24 protein-coding genes are annotated in these 26,092 nt (G+C 42.1%); all 24 read left to right on the top strand.

Annotated elements, in window-relative coordinates; genetic code table 11:
• Positions 1-644 precede the first annotated feature (644 nt).
• The 24 genes from A8805_RS16685 to A8805_RS16800 all read left to right on the top strand — a co-directional run bounded on the left by A8805_RS16685 (position 645) and on the right by A8805_RS16800 (position 26,075).
• Complete coding sequence (locus tag A8805_RS16685) at positions 645-2,564, top strand: NADH-quinone oxidoreductase subunit L (protein ID WP_109713232.1); 1,920 nt, start codon at positions 645-647, stop codon at positions 2,562-2,564.
• Complete coding sequence (locus A8805_RS16690; protein ID WP_109713234.1) at positions 2,564-3,430, top strand: respiratory chain complex I subunit 1 family protein; 867 nt, start codon at positions 2,564-2,566, stop codon at positions 3,428-3,430. The genes A8805_RS16685 and A8805_RS16690 overlap by 1 nt, the downstream gene beginning before the upstream one ends.
• 98 nt (positions 3,431-3,528) lie before the next feature.
• Complete coding sequence (locus A8805_RS16695) at positions 3,529-3,960, top strand: NADH-quinone oxidoreductase subunit B family protein (RefSeq protein WP_109713236.1); 432 nt, start codon at positions 3,529-3,531, stop codon at positions 3,958-3,960.
• 6 nt (positions 3,961-3,966) lie between these two features.
• The gene (locus tag A8805_RS16700; protein WP_109713238.1) at positions 3,967-4,317 is read left to right on the top strand and encodes an NADH-quinone oxidoreductase subunit C; all 351 of its coding nucleotides are present in this window, start codon (positions 3,967-3,969) and stop codon (positions 4,315-4,317) included.
• Positions 4,317-5,396 carry a nickel-dependent hydrogenase large subunit gene (locus A8805_RS16705; RefSeq protein ID WP_109713240.1) on the top strand — a complete coding sequence of 360 codons (1,080 nt, stop codon included), beginning with the start codon at positions 4,317-4,319 and terminating at the stop codon, positions 5,394-5,396. Before A8805_RS16700 ends, A8805_RS16705 begins: the two co-directional genes overlap by 1 nt.
• A 68-nt stretch (positions 5,397-5,464) precedes the next feature.
• Positions 5,465-5,818, top strand: a complete 354-nt coding sequence (locus A8805_RS16710; protein WP_109713243.1) for a 4Fe-4S dicluster domain-containing protein — start codon at positions 5,465-5,467, stop codon at positions 5,816-5,818.
• Positions 5,796-6,134: a hydrogenase maturation nickel metallochaperone HypA gene (locus A8805_RS16715; protein ID WP_109713245.1), complete on the top strand. Its 339-nt coding sequence runs from the start codon at positions 5,796-5,798 to the stop codon at positions 6,132-6,134. The genes A8805_RS16710 and A8805_RS16715 overlap by 23 nt, the downstream gene beginning before the upstream one ends.
• 129 nt (positions 6,135-6,263) lie before the next feature.
• Positions 6,264-6,914, top strand: a complete 651-nt coding sequence (gene hypB, locus A8805_RS16720) for a hydrogenase nickel incorporation protein HypB (protein ID WP_109713247.1) — start codon at positions 6,264-6,266, stop codon at positions 6,912-6,914.
• Complete coding sequence (gene hypF, locus A8805_RS16725) at positions 6,890-9,193, top strand: carbamoyltransferase HypF (RefSeq protein WP_109713249.1); 2,304 nt, start codon at positions 6,890-6,892, stop codon at positions 9,191-9,193. Before hypB ends, hypF begins: the two co-directional genes overlap by 25 nt.
• Positions 9,194-9,226: 33 nt before the next feature.
• Positions 9,227-9,454 (top strand): HypC/HybG/HupF family hydrogenase formation chaperone, encoded by a 228-nt coding sequence (locus A8805_RS16730; protein WP_109713251.1) that lies wholly within the window; start codon positions 9,227-9,229, stop codon positions 9,452-9,454.
• Positions 9,441-10,544, top strand: coding sequence for a hydrogenase formation protein HypD (gene hypD / locus A8805_RS16735; RefSeq protein ID WP_109713253.1), 1,104 nt, complete (start codon positions 9,441-9,443; stop codon positions 10,542-10,544). The genes A8805_RS16730 and hypD overlap by 14 nt, the downstream gene beginning before the upstream one ends.
• Positions 10,534-11,511: a hydrogenase expression/formation protein HypE gene (gene hypE / locus A8805_RS16740; RefSeq protein WP_109713255.1), complete on the top strand. Its 978-nt coding sequence runs from the start codon at positions 10,534-10,536 to the stop codon at positions 11,509-11,511. Before hypD ends, hypE begins: the two co-directional genes overlap by 11 nt.
• A 260-nt stretch (positions 11,512-11,771) precedes the next feature.
• Entirely contained in the window at positions 11,772-13,652 is a 1,881-nt protein-coding gene (gene asnB, locus A8805_RS16745; protein ID WP_109713257.1) for an asparagine synthase (glutamine-hydrolyzing), read from the top strand.
• A gap of 15 nt (positions 13,653-13,667) precedes the next feature.
• The gene (locus A8805_RS16750; RefSeq protein ID WP_109713259.1) at positions 13,668-14,861 is read left to right on the top strand and encodes an FtsW/RodA/SpoVE family cell cycle protein; all 1,194 of its coding nucleotides are present in this window, start codon (positions 13,668-13,670) and stop codon (positions 14,859-14,861) included.
• A 215-nt stretch (positions 14,862-15,076) separates the two neighbouring features.
• The gene (locus tag A8805_RS16755; RefSeq protein ID WP_109713261.1) at positions 15,077-15,916 is read left to right on the top strand and encodes a DegV family protein; all 840 of its coding nucleotides are present in this window, start codon (positions 15,077-15,079) and stop codon (positions 15,914-15,916) included.
• 78 nt (positions 15,917-15,994) lie between these two features.
• Positions 15,995-16,231 carry a hypothetical protein gene (locus tag A8805_RS16760; protein WP_109713307.1) on the top strand — a complete coding sequence of 79 codons (237 nt, stop codon included), beginning with the start codon at positions 15,995-15,997 and terminating at the stop codon, positions 16,229-16,231.
• A 392-nt stretch (positions 16,232-16,623) separates the two neighbouring features.
• A complete protein-coding gene (gene mraZ, locus A8805_RS16765; protein WP_109713263.1) occupies positions 16,624-17,061 on the top strand; it encodes a division/cell wall cluster transcriptional repressor MraZ in 438 nt (145 codons plus the stop codon).
• Between the two features lie 37 nt (positions 17,062-17,098).
• On the top strand, positions 17,099-18,037 hold the full coding sequence (gene rsmH, locus A8805_RS16770; protein ID WP_109713265.1) for a 16S rRNA (cytosine(1402)-N(4))-methyltransferase RsmH: 939 nt from the start codon (positions 17,099-17,101) through the stop codon (positions 18,035-18,037).
• Positions 18,038-18,099: 62 nt separating this feature from the next.
• On the top strand, positions 18,100-18,642 hold the full coding sequence (locus A8805_RS16775) for a hypothetical protein (RefSeq protein ID WP_109713267.1): 543 nt from the start codon (positions 18,100-18,102) through the stop codon (positions 18,640-18,642).
• 11 nt (positions 18,643-18,653) lie between these two features.
• On the top strand, positions 18,654-20,675 hold the full coding sequence (locus tag A8805_RS16780; protein ID WP_109713269.1) for a peptidoglycan D,D-transpeptidase FtsI family protein: 2,022 nt from the start codon (positions 18,654-18,656) through the stop codon (positions 20,673-20,675).
• Positions 20,676-20,738: 63 nt separating this feature from the next.
• Entirely contained in the window at positions 20,739-22,523 is a 1,785-nt protein-coding gene (locus A8805_RS16785; protein ID WP_109713271.1) for a peptidoglycan D,D-transpeptidase FtsI family protein, read from the top strand.
• 131 nt (positions 22,524-22,654) lie between these two features.
• A complete protein-coding gene (gene mraY / locus A8805_RS16790) occupies positions 22,655-23,611 on the top strand; it encodes a phospho-N-acetylmuramoyl-pentapeptide-transferase (RefSeq protein ID WP_109713273.1) in 957 nt (318 codons plus the stop codon).
• 2 nt (positions 23,612-23,613) lie between these two features.
• Entirely contained in the window at positions 23,614-24,975 is a 1,362-nt protein-coding gene (gene murD, locus A8805_RS16795) for a UDP-N-acetylmuramoyl-L-alanine--D-glutamate ligase (RefSeq protein ID WP_109713275.1), read from the top strand.
• 14 nt (positions 24,976-24,989) lie between these two features.
• Positions 24,990-26,075: an FtsW/RodA/SpoVE family cell cycle protein gene (locus A8805_RS16800; protein WP_109713277.1), complete on the top strand. Its 1,086-nt coding sequence runs from the start codon at positions 24,990-24,992 to the stop codon at positions 26,073-26,075.
• Positions 26,076-26,092 lie beyond the last annotated feature (17 nt).

Raw genomic sequence — 26,092 nt, forward strand, 5'->3', positions numbered from 1 at the left:
TATTATTTGTTTTTAGAAGATAATAGTGAGATAGCGGCCTATTTAAGAATTTTGTCAAGTGGCATAGCATACCCGGAAGCAGCAATAGGAGGGGACCGACAAAAGAAGCCTATCGAAAAAGGGATTGTCGGGAGAAATCGTTCGAAAAGCAATAGATTTTATTACAGATACTCTGGAAAAAAAGGAAATCAGAATTTGTGCACAGGTATATATTCAAGAATTTTATAAGGGATTTGGATTAGAAGCAATATCTGACATCTATATTATATGAGGGGATAGAGCATAGTGAAATGCTGTATCAAAAATAGATGCATAGGATAAGTGCAAAGAGGCATATGAACAGATAAAATAGTCTGTTTATGTGCCTTTTTTACTTTTGCTTTATTACCTGCAAGGTACAGCTTTGTATATATTATGGCGAAATTGAGGAAAAATTGTCGGTTCGTGTATAAAAGTCGTAAAGAAATGAAAATGTTATTGTAAAAAATATATAGAGTAGTATAATGGGAAGGTGGCTTATTTGGTTCTAATGACGGCAGGGTGTTATAAAGAATACAAATGTTTTGGTATTAGTAACCAAGTCTTCTGGGATAGTATATATACCTGGAACAGTCATTACATAATGATAAAATAAGAGGTGGGTTATGAGTCTAATTACAGTATTAATTCTATTTCCATTAGCAGCATCCATTATGGTATATCTTGTTAGAGCGGAGAATATCAGGAATACCATCGTAAGAGTGGGTGCGGTGATTACGGCTGGGTTAACATTGGTGACAGCTATTGCATATTTTAACGATGGACTCCAGCTTTCCGCACATGGGACTGAGTTCATAGATATTTGTATGATGGTGGTTGAAGTGTGTCTGGCGGTTTATATTATAGTGACTGGTATTAGAGAAAAAAAATATCTGCTGTCTCTGTTTTCGATTGCTCAGATTATTTTGATTCTTTGGTTTGAGTTTACTTGGAAGGAAGGAATTGAAGTACAGACAGGTATCATACTGGATAAGCTATCCAGCGTTATGATTTTAATCATTGGAGTTATCGGAAGTTTGATCTGCATCTATGCAGTGGGATACATGAAGTCTTATCATGTGCACCATACAGAAGTAAAAGAGAGAAAGTCCTTTTTCTTCGCGGTCCTATTTCTTTTCTTAGCTGCTATGTTTGGACTGGTTTTGAGCAACAACCTGATGTGGATATATTTCTGCTGGGAAATTACAACTTTTTGTTCTTACTTACTGATTGGTTATACAAAGACAGAAGAGGCGAGAAACAATTCACTGCTTGCCCTGACAATAAACGTAGGCGGCGGGCTTGCTTTTGCATGTGCAATTGTGATGATTGGCATGAATTTCCATACATTGGAATTATCTGATTTTATTGCAATGCAGCCGGAAGCATTAGTACTCGTTCCTGTATTTTTGCTTTGTCTGGCAGCACTTACAAAGTCAGCGCAGCTTCCATTTTCAGCATGGCTTTTGGGGGCAATGGTTGCACCTACGCCATCATCCGCGCTGCTGCATTCTGCAACTATGGTAAAAGCAGGTGTATATTTGATTATCAGGCTTGCTCCGCTGTTAGGTGAGACAGTGGTAGGGCGAATCATTACATTAGTAGGTGCAGTTACATTCCTTGCCTGCTCTCTGATAGCAATTTCTCAGAGGGATGCAAAAAAGGTGCTGGCATATTCTACTATTGCGAATTTAGGACTGATTGTGATATGTGCCAGTGTTGGGACGCAGGAATCAATTTGGGCAGCCATTCTGCTGGTGATTTTCCATGCTGTTTCAAAATCCCTGTTATTCCTGTCAGTTGGTTCTATTGAGAATCAGATTGGCAGCAGAAATGTTGAAAAAATGGACATATTGATGAATGTATCAAGAAAACTTGCTGTCTGCATGATTATTGGTATTTCAGGCATGTTCCTGGCGCCATTTGGTATGTTGATATCAAAATGGGTAGCAATGAAATCTTTTATTGATTCAAGAAATATGATTATTGTGGTTATTCTGTCTTATGGCAGCGCCGCAACATTATTCTATTGGGGAAAATGGATTGGAAAGCTTGTTTCTAACGGACAGCCAAAAGTGGATGAACCTCATGGGGGCTTATACAAAGATGAAAAAGTCCCTATATTCATTCATGCAGTCATTGTACTTTTGTCATGCCTTGCTTATCCGATAATCTCTAAATATGCAATTGTGCCATATCTGGAGAGTACATTTGGAATTAGTGCGTCCACTCCGATTGGCACAGGAGACCAGATTCTTATGGTCCTTATGTTTGTCATGATATGTCTGCTTATTTTAGTGCCTTTAGGCTATGTTCCATCAAATGTCAGGTCTAAGAGAAGAATTACCCCAATTTATATGGCGGGTGAAAATGCAGGTGATAATGAGAACTTTATTGCTGCCACAGGTATAAAGCGTAAGAGTGAGATGAGTAACTGGTATATGGAAGGAATATTTGGAAATAAAAATTTAATGCTGTTGAGTAACATTATTTCAATTGTATTACTGTGCATTGGTGTATTATTACTGATTGGGAGGTGGGCATAATGCTGCTGGCAATTAAAGTAGTTCTAATTATTATTTTGACACCATTAGCCGGCGGACTGCTTGCAGGCTTCGACAGAATTATTTCAGCAAGGCTTCAGGGAAGAAAAGGCCCTCCGCTGCTGCAGCCTTTTTACGATGTGCTTAAACTTTTGCAAAAGGAAACCATTGAGGTAAATGCATCACATCGTTTTTATGTATATGTATCTCTGCTGTTCATTGTTTTTACAGCTATTGTTATGTTGTTGGGCGGAGATATACTGCTGACAATTTTTGTACTTACACTGGGCTCTATATTCTTTGTTTTTGGAGGATATGCTTCTCAGTCCCCATACAGCGTTATCGGAGCGGAAAGAGAACTGCTGCAGATGATGGCATATGAGCCAATGGTATTTATGACGGCTGCGGGGCTGTATTATGTAACCAATACATTTTTTATCAAAGATATCATCAGCAGAGATATACCGGCGGTTGTATACTTACCTGCAATTTTTCTGGGGTTTGTATATATTCTGACCTTTAAATTGAGAAAGTCGCCTTTTGATTTGAGCGTGGGACATCATGCGCATCAGGAACTGGTACAGGGGATTTCAACAGAGTATTCAGGAAGGGCACTGGCTGCCATAGAAGTTACCCATTGGTATGAGTCCATCATTGCCATGGCTTTTGTATACATCTTTTTTGCTGCGAACAGCGTTATCAGCCATGTAGTTGCGGTTATTGTGTGCATACTCGTATATTGGTTTGAAATTATTGTAGATAACTCAACAGTACGTGTAAAATGGCAGATGGCATTGACTTCTGCATGGGTAGTATCTGGAGTTCTTGGAATACTTAATCTTGCGGTCTTGTTTTTCTTTGAATTCTAGTCGGAGTTTGGCCATAAGGAATCCAGCTTATGGCTGAACTATAACATAATATCATTATTAGAATAAATCAGGTTGTGTTTATTCAGAAAGCAGGAAATATGAATTTTAGTAAAAAATCACCGTGGATATTACACTATGACGGTTCCAGCTGTAATGGCTGTGACATAGAAGTTTTGGCCTGCCTTACACCATTGTACGACGTAGAACGTTTTGGGATTATTAACACAGGTAATCCAAGGCATGCGGATATTTTATTACTTACCGGAAGCCTGAATGCGCAGAATATCCCGGTAGTGAAGCAGATTTATGATCAAATGCCTGAGCCAAAAGTGGTTGTGGCAATCGGGATATGTGCCACATCAGGCGGAATTTTTGCAGAGTGTTATAATGTGGTCGGCGGAGTTGATAAGGTACTGCCGGTTGATGTTTATGTGCCGGGCTGTGCTGCCAGGCCTCAGGCAATTATTGATGGCGTTGTAAAGGCACTTTCTATATTGGAAGAGAAGCAAAATGCTCTGAAAGGAAGGTAGTGTAGTATGGAAGAACAAAAAATAATAAAAATATCTCCGGATGAGATTTTGGCGGAAACTGTAGATCTTAAAAATGCCGGTTATCGTCTGGTGGCAATATCCTGTGTAAATAAGGATGGAATAGAATTAAGTTATTCTTTTGATAAAGATTATGATTTTGTCCATTTAAGAGTTAATATGGATTATGATACAGAAATAGAAAGCGTGAGCTGTTTTTATCAATATGCATTTTTATATGAAAATGAGATAAAAGAACTTTTTGGTGTAAAGATAAAAAATATCACAGTGGATTTTAATGATAATCTGTATAGAATATCGGTGAAAACTCCATTTAACATGAAGAAGGAGGAGGAATAATGGGAAAGAGAACAGTAATTCCTTTTGGCCCTCAGCACCCGGTGCTTCCTGAACCAATCCATCTGGATTTGGTACTTGAGGATGAAAAGGTAGTAGAAGCGATTCCTCAGATTGGCTATATCCACAGAGGATTGGAAAAGTTAGTAGAAAAAAGGGATTTTAAACAATATACCTATGTAGCAGAGAGAATTTGCGGAATCTGTTCTTTCATGCATGGAATGGGATACTGTATGGCGGTTGAAGGTATCATGGAGATTGAAGTGCCTGAAAGAGGAAAGTTCCTCAGAACTATCTGGGCCGAATTGTCCCGTATTCACAGCCATTTACTATGGTTAGGATTGACTGCCGATGCTTTTGGATTTGAAAGTCTGTTTATGCATTCCTGGAGATTGAGAGAAGAAGTCCTGGACTTATTTGAGCAGACCACAGGAGGACGTGTTATTTTCTCTGTATGCGATATTGGCGGAGTGAGAAAAGATGTTGATGCCGAGATGTTAAATACAATGGTTTCTGTATTGACAAGAATGGAGAAAGAACTGCGTGACCTTACAAATGTATTTTTAAATGATATGTCTGTAAAGCACCGTACGGTTGGTGTGGGAGTATTATCAAAAGAAAAGGCACAGGAAACAGGTGCAGTAGGTCCTATGGCAAGAGCAAGCGGTATTTTCATGGATATGAGGACCTTAGGATATGCGGCATATAAGCACTTGAAGTTTGAGCCTATTACCGCGGAAGCCGGAGACAGCTATGCCAGAATGGAAGTTAGAATCGGAGAAGTCTACCAGGCGATAGATTTGATCAGACAGTGTGTAGAATTAATTCCGGAAGGTGATGTAATTACAAAAGTAAAAGGAAACCCAAACGGAGAACATTTTATAAGACTGGAACAGCCCCGGGGAGAAGTTATTTATTATGTAAAAGCAAACGGGACAAGCTTTTTAGACCGTTTCAGAGTTCGCACCCCCACGTTCGCAAATGTTCCTGCTCTTCTTGAAACTTTAAAGGATTGTGACCTTGCAGATGTTCCTATCCTGATTCTTACAATTGACCCATGTATCAGTTGTACGGAAAGGTAATTGTTCTGAACAGATACACGGAAAGGTAATTGTGAAACACCAACTTACGGAAAGGCGTGGAAAATAATATGTCTATTTTAAGTATGACGAAGACACTTTTTAAGAGTATTGTGCATGGCCCCTATACTCAGCTTTACCCTATAAAGCCAAGGGAAAATTTTGAGCGGACAAGGGGCAGCATTGAAAATGATATTGAAGCTTGTATCTTTTGTGGATTGTGTGTAAGACGATGCCCCACATCTGCCCTGAAAATTGAAAAAGCAGAAAAACTTTGGAGCATTGAGAGAATGCAGTGTATTCAGTGTGGTTATTGTGTTGAGGTTTGCCCTAAAAAATGTCTTCATATGAGGAATGAGTATACAACACCTGATACAATAAAAGTAAAGGATGAATATGTAGATGCACGAGTATCCGATAACTAAGAGGATTATTGAAATAGCAGAAGAACTTGCGAAAGAAAATAATGCCGGGGATGTGAAACAGATTAATCTGGTTGTGGGAGATTACTCAGGGTATGTGGCAAGCTCAATTGATTTATATTTTGGAATTATTGCTAAGGACAGTATGTGCAAAAATGCAGTGCTGAATATAGAACGGGTAAAGCCCAAATTAAAGTGTACCGGGTGCGGTAAGCTATTTGAGCGTAAGCCTTTTTCTTTCGAATGTCCTGACTGTAAGGGGGATGGAAGCCCTACAGATATCGGTAAAGAATTTTATATAAAGTCCATTGAAGTATGAGAGAAGTAACTGCACAGTCCGTGTGAAAACATTGAACATGCAATAGCAAGCCCCATCGTCAAAGACGATTTTCATGGGCTTGTGGCGTATCTGTTCATGGTAGTGAGCAGATACTGAGAGGAGGTATTTATGCCAGAAACAAAAGAAATAGAGGTTATGCAGTCTGTATATGACAAAAATGAAGAGATTGCAAAACAGATTAATGAAAAGTTAACACAAAAGGGGATTTTTGCTGTTAATGTGATGGGAGCCCCCGGTGCGGGAAAGACTTCTACACTGATTCAGATCATGCAAAGATTAGGTGACATTACCCCTTACGTAATTGAAGGAGATATTGAGGCAGATATCGATACAAAAAAATTGCTTTCATTAGGTGTAAAAACAATCCAGATTAATACAAATGGTGCGTGCCACCTGGACTCGCCTTTGATCGGTGAAGCAGTAGAGGATTTAAATGTCCAGGAAGGGATTTTGTTTATTGAAAATATCGGAAACTTAGTATGCCCTGCGGAATTTGAAATTGGTGAACATGTTAAGATGTTAATTTCTACCGTTACTGAGGGCAGTGATAAGCCATATAAATATCCCCTTGCTTTTGAAAAAGCAGATATTATTCTTGTTAATAAATGTGATTTGCTGCCATATGTGGATTTCGATGAAGAATATTTTATGAAAGGTGTCAGAGCATTGAATTCCACCGTACCTGTTTTCAAGGTATCCAGTAAGTCAGGCGAGGGATTTGAGGAAGTTGTTTCATGGATAAAGAAAAATTTGAAATAGTGACGAAAAAGGTTTTGGTTTCGGGAATTGTGCAGGGGGTTGGTTTTCGCCCCCTTACTTTTCGTTTAGCCCAAAAACATGTTATTAAAGGAACCGTTCAGAATATTGGGGGAATGGTGGAAATTATTGCCCAGTCTGCCCGATATGATTTTGAATGTTTTATAAAAGAATTAGAAACTGCCCGGTGCGATGGCTGCGAAATCATTAATATGGAAATAAAGGATATTACAGGGACGGCTGAAGAACAATTTCAGGAATTCCGGATTATTCAAAGCTCGGCAGCTCAGGAAGCATCTATTATCCCACCTGATCTCGCGGTTTGCAGTAAGTGCAGAGAAGAATTGTATAAAGGGACAGACCGGAGATATCTCCATCCATTTATAAGCTGTATGTCCTGCGGGCCAAGGTATACCATTATAGACCGGCTTCCTTATGACAGGGAAAATACAGTGATGGAAGACTTTGTCATGTGCGGGGAGTGTGGAAAAGAGTATTCTTCACCCTTAGACAGGCGTTTTCATGCGCAGACCATCTCCTGTCATGACTGCGGACCCTTCGTGATATTTAAGGAGGATGGGGAGCTGACCAATCAGGCAGGGTATGAGAGGGCGGTTGAAGTTATTAAACAAGGCGGGATTGTGGCGGTAAAAGGGATTGGCGGCTATCACTTTGTATGTTCTCCATTTATAGAAGAGACAGTACAGAATCTGAGAAAATTAAAAGGCCGGGAAGAAAAGCCCTTTGCAGTTATGTTTGGTTCCGTAAGTGAGATAGAAGAATACTGTCAGGTTACAGAGGAGGAGCGGCTGCTTTTAGAATCCGGTCCCAGACCTATTGTATTGCTTTATTCTAATAATGAAAAAATGGCACCTTCCACGTATAAAGGAAGTATTTACTGCGGAGCATTTTTACCATACACTCCGCTGCAGATTATGCTGATTCATAACTGTGGCCCTTTGATTATGACAAGTGCAAATATTTCAGACCAGCCAATTATCAAAGACGACAGCGTTATGTTGTCTCTGAATGCACCGCTGCTTGATGGTGTATTGTACAACACAAGGCGGATTATCAGGTCGGTAGATGATTCCGTGGCAAAAATTATAGATAAGAAACCTCAGTTAGTACGAAGAAGCAGGGGATATGTACCTTATCCGGTCTTTTTACCGGACTGTGGTAAGGATGTAAAAATATTTGCTGCCGGAGGAGACTTGAAAGCTGCATTCTGCCTGTATCATGATGGAAATGCAGTTGTGTCACAGTATTTTGGTGATTTGGAAGAGAATGCAGTTTTTGAAGAATATAAGGCTTCAGCAGAAGATTTATGCGAATTGTTAAAAATTACTCCGGATTTGACGGTCTGTGACCTGCACCCGAATTATTTTTCTTCCAAATATACAAAAGCACTAAACAAACCGGTTCTTTATGTGCAGCATCATCATGCCCATATTGCATCTGTTATGGCGGAGCATCATCTGAAAGGGAAAGTTTTGGGAATTGCTTTTGACGGTACTGGATATGGAACGGACGGACATGTCTGGGGCAGTGAATTCTTGATTTGCGAGGGCAGCGGATTTCAGCGGGCCGCCCATTTGGCATATACGCCGATGCTGGGCGGGGATCAGTCTATGCGGGATGCAAAAAAGACAGCAGCCTGTTTTCTTCTAAACTATGGCCTGGACCAGTTTATAAAAGACAGCAGAAGTGATATAATCAAAGCGGCCCTGAAGCATGGGATTCATACAGTATTGACATCAAGTATGGGCAGATTGTTTGATGCAATATCCAGTATGCTGGAAATATCGGATGAAAACCGGTATGAAGGAGAGTGTGCTGCGTCTTTAGAAAAGGAAGCTCTTTTGGCGGAGAAAAATAATGTTTCACCCCGGTCCATGTCATTTGGTATCATTCAAACAGAGGGATGCATGGTGATAGATCCCGGTCCCATATTGGAGGCTGTTGGAAGAGGCGGGAGTGAAAAAGGAGAAGAAAGTAAGGCGGTTCTGCGCCAGTCCCTGGCACTTGGTTTTCACTATGCACTGGCAGAGCTTGCATTACAGGTATGCATTCTGGTGAGGGAAAAGGAAGGGATAAACAGTGTCGCTTTTAGCGGCGGTGTGTTCCAAAATTCGGTACTGTCTAACCGGATGACCAAGCTTCTGAGGGAACATTATTTTGAGGTATATTACAATATAGCCGTTCCTCCAAATGACGGGTCAATTAGTCTGGGCCAGACCTATATAGGGTTAATGTCAGAAGGTGACTGTTCATGGTTCTGAACAGATACGAGGAAAGAAAGAGAAGGTGAAGATATGTGTGTTGCTGTACCTGGAAAGGTAATGGAGATAAATGGTGATACTGCAAAAGTAGATATTATGGATAATATTTGTGACATCAATATCAAATTAGTTCATGTAAAGATTGGAGATTACGTGCTGATTCATGCAGGATGTGCGATTGATGTGGTGGTGGAGGATTCTGCCCTGGATATACTTAGTATGTTTGAAGAGCTGGAGGAAGAAATAAATGATAACCCTTGAGCAAATCGTGAGAGAATTAAAATCCTATGACGGAGATGAAATTAAAATTATGGAGGTTTGCGGAACGCACACCTCCAGTATATTTAAAAATGGAATAAGAACCTTGATTTCCCCTAAAATCAGGTTGATTTCCGGCCCCGGCTGCCCCGTGTGTGTGACGCCTTCTGTTTACGTAGATAAACTGGTGGACATAGCCGGGCAGGAAGGACACTGCGTTCTCACTTTTGGAGATATGATGAAGGTGAAGGGCAGCCAGATGTCCCTGACAGAAGCGGTTGCCAGAGGAGCTGATGTGAAAGTATTATATTCCCCGCTGGATGCCGTAAAACTTGCGTTAGAGAACAAAAATATACAGTATGTTTTTGCTGCCGTGGGGTTTGAAACGACAACTCCCATTTATGGGGTATTACTTGAAGAAGTTATAAAAAATGAGATACACAATTTGAAGCTGCTTACTTCTCTAAAAACGATTGTTCCGGCTGTTTCCTATGTATGTGAGCATGAAGAAAAGATTGACGCGTTTCTTTCCCCGGGGCATGTAAGCGTTGTTATTGGCTGTGATGTTTACAGGGAGTTGGCAGAAAAATATAAAAAACCATTCGTAGTGGCAGGATTTGAAGGGGAGCATATCCTTGCTGCGATTTATGAAATTTTGCGCCAGATAAAACAAAACCGGCATGACATGAAAAATATGTATACGAGCGCTGTTACAGAAAAAGGGAATCTTAAGGCCCAGTCAATGATTCAGAAGTATTTTGAGGTGAAAGACGACTTTTGGAGAGGAATTGGAACCATTGAAAAATCGGCGTATGGGCTGAAGGCAGAATATGCCCGGTATGATGCAGGAAGTTCTTTTGGAGAATTTAAAGAAGCTCTTCCAAAGGGATGTAAATGTAAAGAGGTCATTTTGGGCAGAATAAATCCAACGGAATGCCCTTTGTTTTCCAAAGGCTGCACCCCACTCAATGCCCTTGGCCCCTGTATGGTATCAGCGGAGGGAGTGTGTGGAATCTGGTATAAAAATGTTACAGTTTACAGGGCACCTGTGAACAGTAACATAAGAATAGAGGGAGAGAAGTATGAACATTGATTTATCACATGGCAGCGGCGGGAAGCAGACAAGTAATCTGATACACGACATATTTTTGAAAAACTTTGATAATGAAATTTTAAATAAATTAGAAGACGCAGCAGTTCTTGATATTAGCGGCAGGATTGCCTATACAACGGACTCCTTTGTTGTAACACCTATGTTTTTTCCCGGAGGTGATATCGGGAAACTGGCTGTGTGCGGAACCGTCAATGATCTTTCTATGATGGGGGCTAAGCCCAAATATCTTACTGCCGGGTTTATCATTGAAGCGGGCGCAGATATGGAACAGTTGAATCAAATTGCACAAACTATGAAAATAACTGCTTTGGAAGCGGATGTAAAAATTGTGGCGGGAGATACTAAGGTAATAGAGGGAAGCGGAAATATTTATATTAATACATCCGGAGTAGGAGATATTTTAAAAGAAGGGGTCAGCATCCAAAATTGCTCCATCGGAGATGCGATTTTACTTTCTGGTAACCTTGGGGAGCATCATGCGGCAATTATGTCAGGCAGGATGGGAATTAAGAATACAATTTCCAGCGATTGTGCCCCTCTTTTTTCCGTTGTTTCAGATTTGCTGGAAAATGGGATTGATGTTCGCTGCATGCGTGATGTGACAAGAGGCGGCCTTGCTACTGTCCTGAACGAAGTTTCAGAAAGCTCAAACTGCAGAGTTGAAATATCCGAAACTTCTATACCCGTAAGCCGGGAGGTAAGAGGATTTTGTGACATTCTGGGACTTGATCCTTTGTATATGGCAAATGAAGGAAAAATGATAGCTGTGGTACCTGGGGAACAGGCAAAAAAAGCTCTCGCAGCCATGAAACAGAATAAGTATGGAAAAAATGCTGAAATCATTGGAAAAATTACTGAGGGAAGCGGAGTTTCTATGACAACAGCACTGCATGGAAGCCGGATTATTGATATCCTTTATGGTGAAGGACTGCCGCGGATCTGCTAACCGGCAGTGATTGGCAGGGTCCTTTCGGGCTCAGCGAAAAGAACTCATTATAGAACAAAGCGTTTGTGAAGCAAACTCTTGCGCTTGCGGCGGTCGCATAGCGACATCTACCGCTTACGCCGCAGTGTGATCCCCGGTCGGATTTTTATATAATAGGAAATGCAATTTCCTATTATATAAAAAAACGTTGTGTTTACATACGAAAACAGTTATAATGAGTTGCAAGTTACGAGAAGTATCATTAAAGGAGAAAACATTTTATGTGTGGATTTGCAGGTTTTGTAGGAGATGTTGAAGATAGAGAGCAGGTGCTGGTCCGTATGATGGACACGATTGTGCATCGTGGGCCAGACAGTGCTGGAAAATACGTAGATGAAGACGCGGCGTTGGGATTCAGGCGTTTAAGTATTATCGACCTTTCGTCTGTGGGGGACCAGCCCCTTTATAATGAAGACAGAAGCCTGGTACTTGTATTCAATGGTGAGATTTACAATTATCAGGACCTGAGAGAGGAACTGTTGGAGGCAGGACATATTTTTACATCTAATACAGACTCGGAGACTCTTCTTCATGGCTACGAGCAGTGGGGAGAGAGCCTTGTGGACAGGCTGCGGGGAATGTATGCATTTGTAATTTGGGATATAAATAAAAAGAAGCTTTTTGCGGCAAGGGATATTTTTGGGATTAAGCCTCTGTATTATGCTCAGATGAATGGTACTCTAATGTTTGGCTCAGAGATTAAGTCCTTTATGGAGCACCCTAAGTTTGACAAAGTTTTTAATGAGGCAGCTCTTGGAAATTATTTGTCTTTCCAGTTTGTTCCGACAAATGAAACATTTTTTAAAGGAGTATTCTGTCTGCAGCCGGGACATACCTTTACTTATGAAAATGGAGAAATGACGATAAGCCGTTATTTTGAACCGCATTTTACGGGCGACAGTAAGAAATCCTTTGAAGAGATTGTAGAAGATGTAGAAAGCATTATGAAAGACTCTGTTGAAAAGCATAAAATCAGTGATGTTGAGGTTGCTTCTTATTTATCAAGCGGGGTGGATTCCAGCTACCTCACTTACTTAGGCCAGGTAGACAGAACTTTCACAGTGGGATTTGATGAAGGAAAATATAGTGAAATACAGGATGCAAAGGAATTTGCTGCCAGCATTAATATGCAAAATGATGCAAAAGTAATCACGCCGGAGGAGTATTGGGATAAATTGTCAGATATCCAGTATTATATGGACGAGCCGGTGGCAGACCCTGCCGCTGTTGCACTTTACTTCCTGAGCCAGGAGGCGGCTAAAAAGGTAAAAGTAGTGCTTTCCGGGGAAGGCTCGGACGAGCTGTTCGGTGGTTATAATATTTACTGTGAGCCGTTGGAGCATACTGGTTTTAATAAACTTCCTATGTTTTTGAGAAGATTTATGGGAAAATTTGCAGAATACTGTCTGCCCCGGGGGATGAAGGGAAGAGGATTCCTGATGCGCCACGGTAAGACACTGGAAGAACGGTATTTCGCAAATGCTACAAATATTTTTACGGAGCGTGAGGCAAATAAAATACTGAAAAAAGGCTGTGAGCCGGGAATCCAGAAGGTGACCCGTCCATTTTATGACAGGGTAAAAGGCAAAGATCCGGTCACAAAGATGCAGTATGTAGACTTGCATCTCTGGCTTGTTCATGACATTCTGATGAAGGGTGATAAGATGGGAATGGCAAATTCGCTGGAGGTCAGGGTGCCTTTCCTGGATAAAAAAGTTCTGGAGCTGGCGGAGACTTTGCCGTTGGATTATAAAGTCAGAGCTCCAAAAACAAAGGTTGCACTCCGGGCTGCTGCAGAAAAAGTAATCAGAAGTAAGACCGCAGAGAAGAAAAAACTTGGATTTCCTATACCGACAAGGGTATGGCTGAAAGAGGAGAAGTATTATAAGATTGTAAGAGAGATGTTCACCTCAGAAGCAGCGAAGAAGTTTTTCAACACAGACATGCTTGTTAAGATGCTGGATAACCATAAAAATGGAAAGAATACCAATGAGAAGACGGATAACAGCCGTAAAATTTGGACAGTTTATATTTTTCTTGTATGGTATGACCGGTTTTTTGAGCATGGAAAGCCGGTGCATCCTGCAATGAGTGGTAAATAAGCGGGGGGAGATATTATGAGAAGCAGAACGGCACAGGCCTCCCCCAGGACGCCCAAAAGGCGGAAACGGGAGGCTGGAAGGGCCACGCAATATTTTGATTATGATTTACTGCTGGTCATTATATTTTTAATGTGCTTTGGGCTGGTGATGCTGTATAGTACCAGTGCATACAACGCACAGGCAGACTTTAGCGGAGATGATATGTATTACTTTTCCAAACAGGCAATCATCAGTATTTTAAGTTTTGGTGTCATGTTTGTTGTCTCGAAAATAGACTATCATATTTATGGGGCTTTCTCTTATGAATGTTACATATTTGCTATGGTTATGATGGCTCTTGTACAGACACCACTTGGAGTTGAGATTTACGGTGCAAAAAGGTGGATACAGCTTCCCGGAAATCTGACTCTGCAACCTTCGGAGATTACAAAAATAGCGGTGATTCTGTTCATATCTTATGAATTATGCAGGCTGCAGAAGAAAATCAATACCCGGGAGGGAATAATCCGCATTATGCTATTTGGTGCTGCCGCCTCCGGCGGGGTTCTGTTTTTGACGGAAAACCTGAGTACGGCGATTATCGTCATGTTCATTACCTGTGTACTGCTTTTTATTGTGCATCCTAAGACAAAGCCATTTATTATGCTTGCAGGAGGGGCAATGGCTTTCGCGGCAGTAGCGGTTTCCATTCTGGCAGCGACCATTACAACAAGTGAAAATTTCCGCATGCGCCGGATTATTGCATGGCTGGACTTGGAAAACAATCAGGACGGCGGAGGGTTTCAGGTAATGCAGGGGATGTATGCCATTGGCTCCGGCGGTTTTTTTGGAAAGGGACTGGGAAACAGTGCCCAGAAGCTGGGAGTCATCCCGGAGGTACAAAATGATTTCATCCTTTCTGTTGTATGTGAAGAACTTGGTGTATTCGGTGCAATTGTAATACTTGTTCTATTTGGTCTGCTTTTGTACCGCTTGATGTTTATTGCAAGAAATGCTCCGGATATGTATGGCTCATTGGTGGCTGTGGGAATTTTTGCACACATTGCGCTTCAGGTCATACTGAATATAGCGGTAGTGACGAACATGATTCCTACAACAGGGATTACCCTTCCTTTCATCAGTTACGGGGGAACTTCGATACTATTTCTTATGGCGGAGATGGGCATCGCCCTGGGAATCTCCCGGAAAATAAAATTAAATGAAGAATAATTGAAAAAAATACCTTTTCATATGCCATAAAATATGCTATATTGATATGTAGTATTTAAAACTACATATCAGGGTAACATCCATATCACTAAGGCGTGAAAGAACCCCGCCTAAGTCGACAGGATGTACTTTGCTACTAAGGTTTGGAAAGACCAAACCTAAGTTGCATAAGCATAGATATAGAATGCACGATGTAGGGTGCGGGAGGATATGGCATGAGTTATAAAGTGATTGTTGACAGCTGCGGCGAACTTACAGAAGAGATGAAGAACAGCGGGTTTTACGAAACGGCCTCTCTGACAATGGAAGTGGATGGAGTCCGGATTATAGATGATACAACATTTAACCAGGCAGATTTTTTAAAGCGTGTGGCGGCGAGTGCAGAAAGTCCCAAATCTTCCTGCCCGTCACCCCAGGAATATATGGAGCTTTACCACTGCGGCGCAGAAAGAGTTTACGCAGTGACATTATCTTCGGAATTAAGCGGTTCCTATAATAGTGCTGAGCTTGGAAGAAAATTATATGTGGAAGAATATGGAGAGAAGGATATCTATGTGTTCAACTCCCGCGCCGCATCAGTGGCGGAGACGCTTATAGCAATGAAAGTCCGTGAATGTGAAGATGCGGGCATGACTTTTCAGGAAGTCATTGCTGCTGTAGAAGGGTATATTGCAGACCAGCATACTTATTTTGTACTGGAGACTCTGGACACGCTCAGAAAAAATGGAAGGCTCACAGGGATTAAGGCTATCGTAGCCAGTGCTTTAAACATTAAGCCGGTTATGGGGGCAAAGCCGGAGGGGGTCATATGCCAGCTGGGTCAGGCCAGAGGTATAAAGAGGGCATTGGAGAAGATGATAGATCATATTATAGCGGAGTTGAAGAATCCGGAAGAAAAGGTGCTGGCAATTGCCCACTGTAATTGTAAGGATAGGGCATTGGAGGTACAGCGGATGATTTTGGAAAGAGCAAAAGTGAAATCCAGTTTTATTGTAGATACGGCAGGTATCAGTACTATGTATGCCAGCGACGGCGGAATAATAGTTGTGATATAGAAAAGTTTATGCTAAAATGCTGTATAGGCAGTGGGGCCAGGTGGAGGCTTCTAATTGAGCATGAAGGAGTTTGGGAATATGAGTCAGGAAAAAGTAGACCGATATAAAGTGGAAAAAGCAAACCGGAAGAAAATCATGAGGAAACAGCGGGTGATGAATATTGTCCGGAAAGGGATGCTGGTATTGGCAGCATTCGCACTGGTGGGATGGCTTGGATACTCTGCATATCAAAAGCATGATTCAGGAAAAGAGCGGCCATTAGCAGAGGTTAATTATGACCCCATCAATAACTACATGAGCCAGCTGGATCAGTAGGTTTAAGAAGTATAAAAATGAAAAAGGCGAAAAACAGGGCAGTCTGTCAGGACTGCCTTATTTTTTTGTCTTTTTTACTGAGCCGCCCCGGATTTAACGTTACAGTTCCCGCCCTACGGGTGCACACTATAATGACATCCAGCCCATTTAAGTTGCCTGCGGCGAGGGGATGGATGTCCTGAAACCGATACTTTAATGGCTCCGATGCCGCGCAGCGGAGTGCACGGCACGGTCTGAATAGTAACAATCTAACTTCTTATCGTAAAAGTTTTGAAAAAAGTACTTGAAAATGGGGGGAGTGTGGTTTACAATGGAGTCAAGTGGTAGGAAGTGGTAGACAGTGGTGTAAAGTGGGAGAAATGTGGAGGCCCACTTCGCAGAAGGGGTTCCGGATGTTACTAGGGGAGTTTAATCATACAATTGATGAAAAAGGCCGATTAATCATCCCAGCCAAGTTACGAGACGATTTGGGAGAAAGTTTCGTAATCTGTAATGGCTTGGAGGGCTGCCTTTTTGTGTACTCCATGGACGAATGGAATAACTTTGTTACCGAACTGGAAACTTTGCCACGTATGAATAAAGATGCCAGAATATTCAAGCGTTATTTCTTCGGAAGCGCATCAGAAGGCAGTTTTGACAAGCAGGGGAGAGTTTTAGTTCCCCCTACACTCAGGAAAGCAGCCGGACTGGAAAAAGATGTTGTCCTTGTAGGAGTACAGGACCGCGTTGAAATCTGGGATAAAGCACTTTGGGAAGATAAGAGTCAGGTCAGTGAAGAGGATTTGGATGCGATTGCAGAGCGTATGGAGTCAATCGGTATCCGGATTTAACCTTGGAACTCAGACCAAATAACACATGGAGGAATTTATGGCATTCAAGCACGCATCAGTTTTACTGAAAGAGACTGTAGATGGCCTGGCTGTAAAGCCGGATGGAATCTACGTCGACGCTACACTCGGAGGAGGCGGACATGCCTGGGAGGTGTGTAAGCGGTTAAGCAGCAAGGGGAGTTTTATAGGAATAGACCAGGATGCGGCTGCAATTGAGGCAGCAAGTATCCGATTACTCGACTTCGGGGAGAGAGTTACAATAATCAGGAGCAATTATTGTGATATGAAGCCGAGGCTCCACGAGATAGGCATTGACAAAGTGGATGGAATCGTACTGGATTTGGGCGTATCTTCTTATCAGCTGGATACGGCAGACCGGGGGTTTTCCTACCGGTCCGATGCTCCTCTGGACATGAGGATGGATCAGAGGCAGAAAATGACAGCAAAGGATATTGTCAATGACTACAGTGAATCAGACCTTTACCGCGTAATCCGCGATTACGGAGAAGACCGGTTCGCGAAAAACATTGCGAAACATATCGCAATAGCACGCGGGAGGGGTCCGATTGAAACAACGGGACAGTTAAATGAAATTATAAGACAAGCTATCCCAATGAAGTTTCAGAAAATGGCCGGGCATCCTTCTAAGAGAACATTTCAGGCAATTCGGATAGAGTTGAATCATGAATTGGATGTCTTAAAGGATACACTGGATGATATGATTGATTTATTGAATCCGGGCGGAAGGATTTGCATTATTACCTTCCATTCACTGGAAGACAGGATTGTGAAGAGCGCATTCAGGAAGAATGAGAATCCGTGTACTTGTCCAAGTCATTTCCCGGTATGTGTATGTGGAAACATATCAAAGGGAAAGGTGATTACAAGAAAACCAATTTTACCAAATGAGGAAGAACTGGCTGAAAACAGCCGTTCAAAAAGCGCAAAGCTGAGAATCTTTGAGCGAGGAGTATAGCATATAAATTCGTCAGGAAGGGGAGAGCCTGACGAGACAGTATTAGGAAAGGGGCAGACAGTATGGCGGCAAGAAGACGGATATCATCATCTGGACGGGCAAAAAGCATAAACGGCAGCTACAGGCAGGAATATGTTTATGGCAACACAGTACGCCAGCCGGAAATTCTGCCAAAGAAAAGAGTACAGGAGAAACCAAAGAATCCAGCCAGGACAAGCCGTCAGGTACGCAAAAACCGCAGACGTGCATTAAGTATGAGTCCTGCATATGTAGTATTCCAGATGATTGCTGCAGTTTGTGCAGTCATGATATGTGTTGGATACCTAAGGCTGCAGTCAGATATTGTGAGCAGATCTGAAAACATTTCTGCATTACAGGAAGAGCTGGCGGATTTGACAGAACAAAATGATACGGCCTATCATGCAGCCGCAGATTCTGTAAACCTGGAGGAAATCCGCAGTAAGGCGATGAACGAGATGGGAATGGTATATGCAGCGCAGGGAAATGTGATAGAGTATGAAAGTCTTACCGGCGATTATGTGAAGCAGTACAGCGACATACCATCTGACGGTGTTCTTGCAAAGTCTAAGGCGGCATCAGATTAAGGATATAAAATATGGCAAAACGAAATAAAAGAAACAGGTTTAACTTTTTAACAAAACGATTTTCGAAAAAAATGCAGAAAAAGCTGGTAATGCTATTTATGGCAATTATACTGGCTTTTATTGTTCTTGTGGGAAGAATTACATATATTAATGCCTCAAAAGGAAATAAATACACGAAAATCGTGCTCGACCAGCAGGAATATGACAGCAGGGTAATCCCTTATAAGCGGGGAGATATTGTGGACCGGAACGGGACCAGGATTGTTACCAGCGAGAGAGTGTATAATGTCATATTGGATGTAAATGTAATGATGTCCAAGGACGATTATGTTGCTCCTACCATTCAGGTACTGGAAGAGTGTTTTGGAGTAAAGGAAGCTGATGTCAGAAAGCGAATGGAAGAAAGCCCTGACAGCCACTATGAGATACTGGCCAAGGGAGTGTCTTATGACAAGGCAAAAAAATTTCAGGATATAGAAGCAGATCAAGAGAAGAATGAAAATGTGAAGGGCATCTGGCTGGAAGATGATTATCAGAGGTCTTATCCATATGATTCACTGGCAAGTGATGTGATAGGCTTTACCACCGCAGGAAATCAGGGAGCCATAGGGATTGAAAGTGCATACAATAGCATATTGAATGGAACAGATGGACGGGAGTATGGTTATTTTGACAGTGCCTCTACAGTAAAACGTACTGTGAAGCCTGCAAAAAATGGAGATACAGTAGTGTCCACTATTGATGTGACTCTGCAAAGTATTGTGGAGCAGTGTATCAAAGAGTTCAATGAGGAACATGCCGGAGAAGAAAGGGAAGGTGAACTGGGAAGTAAGAATACAGCAGTTATCATTATGAACCCGAATACAGGAGAAATCCTTGCTGAGGCATCTTATCCGAATTTTAATTTGAATGATCCGAGAGATTTGTCTTCCTTATATCCGAAAGAAAAAGTGGCAGAGATGACGGAGGAAGAACAACTGGATGCACTAAATTCGTTATGGCGGAATTTCTGCGTCAGTGATGCTTATGAGCCGGGGTCTACAGCTAAACCATTTACAGTGGCAACAGGACTGGAGACGGGTGCTTTAACAGGAAATGAGTCCTATGTGTGCAATGGTTTTCTTCATGTAGGAGACTATGATATTTACTGTCACCTTAAGACAGGGCACGGTGTACAGACGTTGGAACAGGCGGTGGCGAATTCTTGTAATGTTGCCTTGATGGAGGCTGCACAGTCCATTGGTGTGAAGAACTTTGCACGGTATCAGCGTATTTTTGGATTTGGTGAATATACGGGAATCGATTTACCGGGAGAAGCGTCCACTGCATCTCTTATTTATACAGAGGAAACAATGGGAATTACAGATCTCGCAACGAATTCTTTTGGCCAGGGATTTAACGTGACAATGACGCAAATGGCGGCGGCCTTCTCATCACTGATAAATGGAGGATATTATTATGAGCCTCACATTGTAAAACAAATTCAAGATGAGAGCGGAAGTGTCATTGAGACAAAAAATCCGGTGCTTCTTAGAAAAACAGTATCAACTGAGACATCTAAAATGGTCAAACAATATATGAAGACAGTTATGACATCAGGAACGGGGCAGGGAGCAGCCGTGGCGGGTTATGATATCGGAGGAAAAACCGGTACAGCCGAGAAACTCCCCCGTAATAATGGAAAGTATTTACTATCCTTTATAGGATATGCACCCCAGGAAAATCCGGAGGTAATGGTTTATGTGGTGGTGGATGAACCAAATGTGGCGAAGCAGGATACCAGCTCCTATGTGCTGGGACTTTCTCAAAAAATTATGGCCCAGGCCTTTCCTTATTTGAATATAACCACAGAAGAGGGTTATGTACCTGATGCCGGTGAAACAGTCTCAGGAGATGACACATCCCAGCAGACAGACTATGCAGATTTTGATTCTGCTTATGAGGATACATATGATAATGCCGATGGCTCTTACATTGATGAAAATTATAGCCCGGACCTGGATGACTGGGCTTCGGGGCAGCCGGCACAATAGATACGCATAACCTTACAAAAGATGTAATATGTTATAAAAATATCTTTTGTAAGGTTTTTATTTATGAAGAACAAAACATATAATAAGAAAAAAATACTTGTCGTCTTTATTGGTGCCTCCATAATTCTTTTGGGATTAATCGGACGTTTGGTTTATTTGATGGTATTTGATGCAGAATATTACCAAAAAAAGGCGGAATCTCTTCATGAGAGGGAGAGAGAAATTAAAGCAGCAAGAGGCGAAATTGTGGACAGGAATAAAACGGTGCTGGCTACAAATAAGACAGTCTGCACAATTTCTGTCATACACAATCAGATTGAGGACCCGGAATTAGTCATCCAGACATTGATGAAGGAATTGGAGATGGATGAATCCAAGATTAGAAAACGTGTGGAAAAAGTTTCTTCTATAGAAAAAATAAAAACAAATGTGGATAAAGAAACAGGGGATAGAATCCGTAATTATAATCTGGCAGGTGTAAAAGTAGACGAGGATTTTAAACGCTATTATCCGTACAATGAAATTGCATCTAAAGTGCTTGGATTTACAGGCGGGGATAATCAGGGTATCATCGGACTTGAGGTGAAGTATGAGGAATATTTAAAAGGAATTAATGGAACCATTCTGACAACAACCGATGCAAGAGGAATCGAATTGGAAGGTGTGGCAGAAGATAGGGTTGAGCCTATAGCAGGGCAGACACTTCAACTCAGTCTGGACTATAATATCCAGGCATTCTGTGAGCAGGCCGCTTTGAAGGCTATGGAGGAAAAACAGGCAGACGCTGTATCTATACTGTTAATGAATCCCCAGAATGGAGAAATTCTGGCAATGGTCAATGTTCCGGAATTTAATCTGAATGAGCCGTATATACTAAATACAGAAGTAGATATGGACACGTTGACAGACGAAGAACTGCAGAACCAATTAAATCAGATGTGGAGGAATGGCTGTATCAATGATACTTATGAGCCAGGTTCTACTTTTAAAATTATTACAACAGCCGCCTGCCTGGAAGAAGGTGTCGTAAGTTTAAATGATACGTTCTCCTGTCCCGGATACCGGGTTGTGGAAGACCGTAAAATAAGGTGCCATAAAGTCGGCGGACATGGATCAGAGACATTTGTCCAGGGAATCCAAAATTCCTGCAATCCTGTTTTTATCGATATTGGGCTTCGTCTTGGTTCTGATAAATTTTATGATTATTTTGGTCAATTTGGGCTTCTTAATCTGACCAATGTAGACTTACCAGGTGAAGCAGGAACGATTATGCACAAGAAGGAAGATATTGGCACAGTAGAGCTGGCAACTATGTCTTTTGGGCAGTCTTTTCAGATTACACCAATTCAGATGGCTGCAACAGTCAGTTCCCTTATTAACGGGGGAAGACGGATCACCCCTCATCTGGGAAAGGCAGTTTTGGATAAAGAAGGAAATGTAGTTGAAGAATTAGAATATAAGGAAAAAAATGGAGTTGTATCCCAGGAAACTTCTGCTACCATGCGGATGCTTCTGGAAGGTGTAGTTTCAGAAGGGACGGGGAGAAACGCATATATTGAAGGGTATTCTATCGGAGGGAAAACGGCGACTTCACAGACTCTGCCAAGAAGTGCAAATAAATATATTTCTTCTTTTATCGGATTTGCACCCGCAGAGAATCCCCAAGTACTGGGAATGGTAGTGATACATAATCCGCAGGGTGTGTATTATGGGGGGACAATTGCCGCGCCGGTAATGAAAAATATTTTTGACAATGTACTTCCCTATCTGGGGATAGAGAAGGCCGAAACTGTTGGTGAAGAGAACACAGAAACTGCGGATAAAGAGAAAACAGAAGCTGCGGATTAAGAGAATTCTTGAAAAACAAAAGCCAATGAGGTATACTAAATGAAGTGTCGGCTGGAAATGGGCGGCAGGTTAGCAAAAGAAAGCAGATTAAAGCTGCTTTCGTTTAACAAAAGAGATGAAGAGGTGTGTGTATGAGTTATCATGTTGTGATTCCGGTGCTGATTTCATTTGCATTGAGCTTGCTGATGGGGCCGGTTGTAATACCGTTTCTTAGAAAATTGAAAATGGGGCAGACCGAGAGGGCAGATGGGGTGCAATCCCATTTGAAAAAAGCGGGGACTCCTACTATGGGAGGTGTAATCATTCTTGGCAGTGTGGTAATTACCTCCCTGTTTTATGTGAAGAGTTCCCCCAATATCATCCCCATTCTGTTTCTGACCATAGGGTTCGGGCTGATTGGGTTTTTGGATGATTACTTAAAAGTTGTGATGAAGCGTTCAGATGGCCTTTATCCAAAGCAAAAGATGGCGCTTCAGATTGTGGTGACAGCTGTTTTTGCCTATTACATTATAAGAGTGGCTAAGATCCCGCTGACCCTTTTGATTCCGTTTTCCGGAGGAAAGTATTGGGACATTGGATGGCTGGCGATTGTGCTTTTGTTCGTTGCAGTTATCGGAACGGTAAATGGCACGAACTTTACAGACGGGCTGGATGGTCTGGCTTCCAGCGTTACTGTATTGGTAGCCACTTTCTTTACGGTTGTAGCCATTGGAACGGAAAGCGGAGTAGAGCCGATTACCTGTGCAGTTGTGGGAGCGCTGTTGGGATTTCTTCTATTTAATGTATATCCTGCCAGTGTCTTTATGGGAGATACAGGCTCTCTCGCGTTGGGAGGATTTGTGGCAGGTACGGCTTATATCATGCAGATGCCGTTGTTTATAATCATTGTAGGGTTGATTTATCTGGTAGAAGTAGCTTCTGTTATGATACAGGTTGCTTATTTTAAAAAGACAGGCGGGAAGCGTTTTTTTAAAATGGCACCGATTCATCATCATTTTGAGCTATGTGGGTGGTCCGAGACAAAAGTGGTTGCGGTATTTTCTATAATCACTGCTATTCTCTGTCTCATCGCACTCATGGGGGTATAGTAATGGATATGAAAGATAAAAAGGTTCTGGTATTTGGTTCAGGCATCAGCGGGGTAGCTGCAAGCCGCCTGCTTCTTAGCCAGGGCGCGGAAGTGGTTCTCTATGATGGAGATGCTTCAGCGGATGCAGCCAGGATTCAAAGTGAAATTTGCAGAGGCGGACAGACCCATGTACAGGTCATATTAGGAGAGCTGCCGGAAGAACTTTTGGACAGCTTAAATCTGGTTATTATAAGTCCGGGCGTACCCACGGACCTCCCTGTAGTAAACCGGATGAAGAAAAGAAAAATACCTGTCTGGGGAGAGATAGAACTTGCTTACGTTCTGAGCAAGGGAGATGTACTTGCGATTACCGGAACGAACGGAAAAACAACAACAACGGCACTACTCGGTGAGATTATGAAAAATTATAAAGAGAGCACCTTTGTGGTTGGAAACATTGGAACTCCTTATACGGGTATTGCACTGGAGACGAAAGAGGATTCTGTTGTTGTTGCGGAAATGAGCAGTTTTCAGTTGGAAAGTATACATACCTTCCGGCCTAAGGTAAGCGCAGTGCTTAATATTACACCGGATCACTTAAACCGCCATCATACGATGGAGGCTTATATAGAAGCAAAGCAGAATATAGCCAAAAACCAGACTGCAGAGGACATCTGTGTACTGAATTACGAGGATCAGGTTACGAGAGGATTTGGAGAAAAAGTCAACGCACAGGTTCTATATTTCAGCAGCCAGCGTAAACTAGAAAAAGGAATCTACCTGGACCGGGGGGATATCATCTGTCATATCTCAGACGGACCGGAGAAAATCTGTCATGTAAATGAACTGAAGGTTCTGGGGACACATAACCATGAGAACGTTATGGCAGCGGCAGTCATGGCAGCAGCCTATAAAGTTCCTATGGAAATTATAAGAAAAACGATTATGGAATTTCAGGGAGTAGAGCACCGGATCGAATTTGTTGCAGAGAAAAATGAAATCGCATTCTATAATGACTCAAAGGGAACAAACCCGGATGCGGCAATCAAAGGGATTCAGGCAATGAACCGCCCTACACTGTTGATAGGGGGCGGCTATGATAAGGATTCTTCTTATGAAGAATGGATTCAGGCTTTTGACGGAAAAGTAAAAAAATTGGTGCTGTTGGGCGCGACAAGAGAGAAAATTGATGAAACAGCCAGGAGATTAGGGTTTACAGATACCATTCTTGTGGATACATTGGAGGAGGCTGTGGAAGCCTGTGTAAAACATGCCAAATCAGGGGATGCTGTTCTCTTATCACCAGCTTGTGCGAGCTGGGGGATGTTTCAGAATTATGAAGAACGTGGAGATAAATTCAAAGAACTTGTAAATCGTTTATAAGGAGTGAATTTATATTGGAGCGTCCGGCTAAAAAAAGGCGGTATGACTACACATTGCTGATTGTTGTGTTACTTTTGGTAAGTATAGGCTTGGTCCTTTTATATAGTACCAGTGCTTATAATGGGCGGGTAAAATTCCATGATTCTTTCTATTATCTGAAAAAGCAGGGTTTTGCAACTGCCTTGGGGATGGTTGGAATGCTGGTTGTGGCAAATATCGATTATCACAAATGGGTGCCCCTGGCGAACCTGGGATATCTGACAGCCATTCTGTTATCGGTTGCAGTTATGTTTATAGGAGACGAGTACAATGGGTCCAAAAGATGGTTGTCTTTGGGGCCTATTTCTTTTCAGCCTTCCGAGTTTGCCAAGGTAGCAGTTATACTTTTTCTTGCATGTTTAGTCACAAAAAATGTAAAAAAAATGGGGAAATTCAGAACTCTTGTAAAGGTAATGATTCCCGTTCTTCCTGTAGTAGGGCTGGTAGGAGCCAGTAACCTGAGTACTGCAATTATCATTATGGGTATTGCGGTTGTTCTGATATTTGTGGCAAGTCCCAGGTATGCCCAGTTTGTCTGGATGGGAGGTGCCGGTGTGGGGTTCATGGCGATTTTTTTAGCACTGGAGAGCTACCGCCTGGAGAGACTGGCCATCTGGCGAAACCCGGAGATGTATGAAAAGGGATATCAGACCTTGCAGGGGCTGTATGCAATCGGTTCCGGCGGTCTTTTTGGAAGGGGTCTTGGAGAAAGTGTGCAAAAACTAGGGTTTTTGCCGGAAGCACAAAATGATATGATATTTTCTATTATATGTGAAGAACTGGGTCTGGTGGGAGCCAGCCTGATTGTAATCTTGTTTTTAATCTTAATCTGGCGGTTCTTTGTCATTGCAACTCATGCGAAAGACCTGCTGGGTGCATTAATTGCCGCCGGGGCAATGGCCCATATGATGATTCAGGTAATTCTCAATATTGCGGTTGTGACAAATACAATACCAAATACGGGAATTACACTCCCCTTCATTAGCTATGGAGGAACATCCGTTATGTTTCTTCTTTTAGAAATGGGACTTGTACTAAGTGTTTCAAATCTGATAGAATGATGGTAGCTGTTCGGCGT

It is taken from the genome of Faecalicatena contorta, assembly GCF_003149105.1.
GTDB classification, from domain to species: Bacteria; Bacillota; Clostridia; order Lachnospirales; family Lachnospiraceae; genus Muricomes; species Muricomes contortus_C.

What these genes read in the sequence shown, in the direction of transcription:
- A8805_RS16685 (WP_109713232.1), top strand. Translation starts at nt 645, where the DNA reads ATGAGTCTAATTACAGTATTAATTCTATTTCCATTAGCAGCATCCATT.
- A8805_RS16690 (WP_109713234.1), top strand. Translation starts at nt 2,564, where the DNA reads ATGCTGCTGGCAATTAAAGTAGTTCTAATTATTATTTTGACACCATTA.
- A8805_RS16695 (WP_109713236.1), top strand. Translation starts at nt 3,529, where the DNA reads ATGAATTTTAGTAAAAAATCACCGTGGATATTACACTATGACGGTTCC.
- A8805_RS16700 (WP_109713238.1), top strand. Translation starts at nt 3,967, where the DNA reads ATGGAAGAACAAAAAATAATAAAAATATCTCCGGATGAGATTTTGGCG.
- A8805_RS16705 (WP_109713240.1), top strand. Translation starts at nt 4,317, where the DNA reads ATGGGAAAGAGAACAGTAATTCCTTTTGGCCCTCAGCACCCGGTGCTT.
- A8805_RS16710 (WP_109713243.1), top strand. Translation starts at nt 5,465, where the DNA reads ATGTCTATTTTAAGTATGACGAAGACACTTTTTAAGAGTATTGTGCAT.
- A8805_RS16715 (WP_109713245.1), top strand. Translation starts at nt 5,796, where the DNA reads ATGCACGAGTATCCGATAACTAAGAGGATTATTGAAATAGCAGAAGAA.
- hypB (WP_109713247.1), top strand. Translation starts at nt 6,264, where the DNA reads ATGCCAGAAACAAAAGAAATAGAGGTTATGCAGTCTGTATATGACAAA.
- hypF (WP_109713249.1), top strand. Translation starts at nt 6,890, where the DNA reads ATGGATAAAGAAAAATTTGAAATAGTGACGAAAAAGGTTTTGGTTTCG.
- A8805_RS16730 (WP_109713251.1), top strand. Translation starts at nt 9,227, where the DNA reads ATGTGTGTTGCTGTACCTGGAAAGGTAATGGAGATAAATGGTGATACT.
- hypD (WP_109713253.1), top strand. Translation starts at nt 9,441, where the DNA reads ATGATAACCCTTGAGCAAATCGTGAGAGAATTAAAATCCTATGACGGA.
- hypE (WP_109713255.1), top strand. Translation starts at nt 10,534, where the DNA reads ATGAACATTGATTTATCACATGGCAGCGGCGGGAAGCAGACAAGTAAT.
- asnB (WP_109713257.1), top strand. Translation starts at nt 11,772, where the DNA reads ATGTGTGGATTTGCAGGTTTTGTAGGAGATGTTGAAGATAGAGAGCAG.
- A8805_RS16750 (WP_109713259.1), top strand. Translation starts at nt 13,668, where the DNA reads ATGAGAAGCAGAACGGCACAGGCCTCCCCCAGGACGCCCAAAAGGCGG.
- A8805_RS16755 (WP_109713261.1), top strand. Translation starts at nt 15,077, where the DNA reads ATGAGTTATAAAGTGATTGTTGACAGCTGCGGCGAACTTACAGAAGAG.
- A8805_RS16760 (WP_109713307.1), top strand. Translation starts at nt 15,995, where the DNA reads ATGAGTCAGGAAAAAGTAGACCGATATAAAGTGGAAAAAGCAAACCGG.
- mraZ (WP_109713263.1), top strand. Translation starts at nt 16,624, where the DNA reads ATGTTACTAGGGGAGTTTAATCATACAATTGATGAAAAAGGCCGATTA.
- rsmH (WP_109713265.1), top strand. Translation starts at nt 17,099, where the DNA reads ATGGCATTCAAGCACGCATCAGTTTTACTGAAAGAGACTGTAGATGGC.
- A8805_RS16775 (WP_109713267.1), top strand. Translation starts at nt 18,100, where the DNA reads ATGGCGGCAAGAAGACGGATATCATCATCTGGACGGGCAAAAAGCATA.
- A8805_RS16780 (WP_109713269.1), top strand. Translation starts at nt 18,654, where the DNA reads ATGGCAAAACGAAATAAAAGAAACAGGTTTAACTTTTTAACAAAACGA.
- A8805_RS16785 (WP_109713271.1), top strand. Translation starts at nt 20,739, where the DNA reads ATGAAGAACAAAACATATAATAAGAAAAAAATACTTGTCGTCTTTATT.
- mraY (WP_109713273.1), top strand. Translation starts at nt 22,655, where the DNA reads ATGAGTTATCATGTTGTGATTCCGGTGCTGATTTCATTTGCATTGAGC.
- murD (WP_109713275.1), top strand. Translation starts at nt 23,614, where the DNA reads ATGGATATGAAAGATAAAAAGGTTCTGGTATTTGGTTCAGGCATCAGC.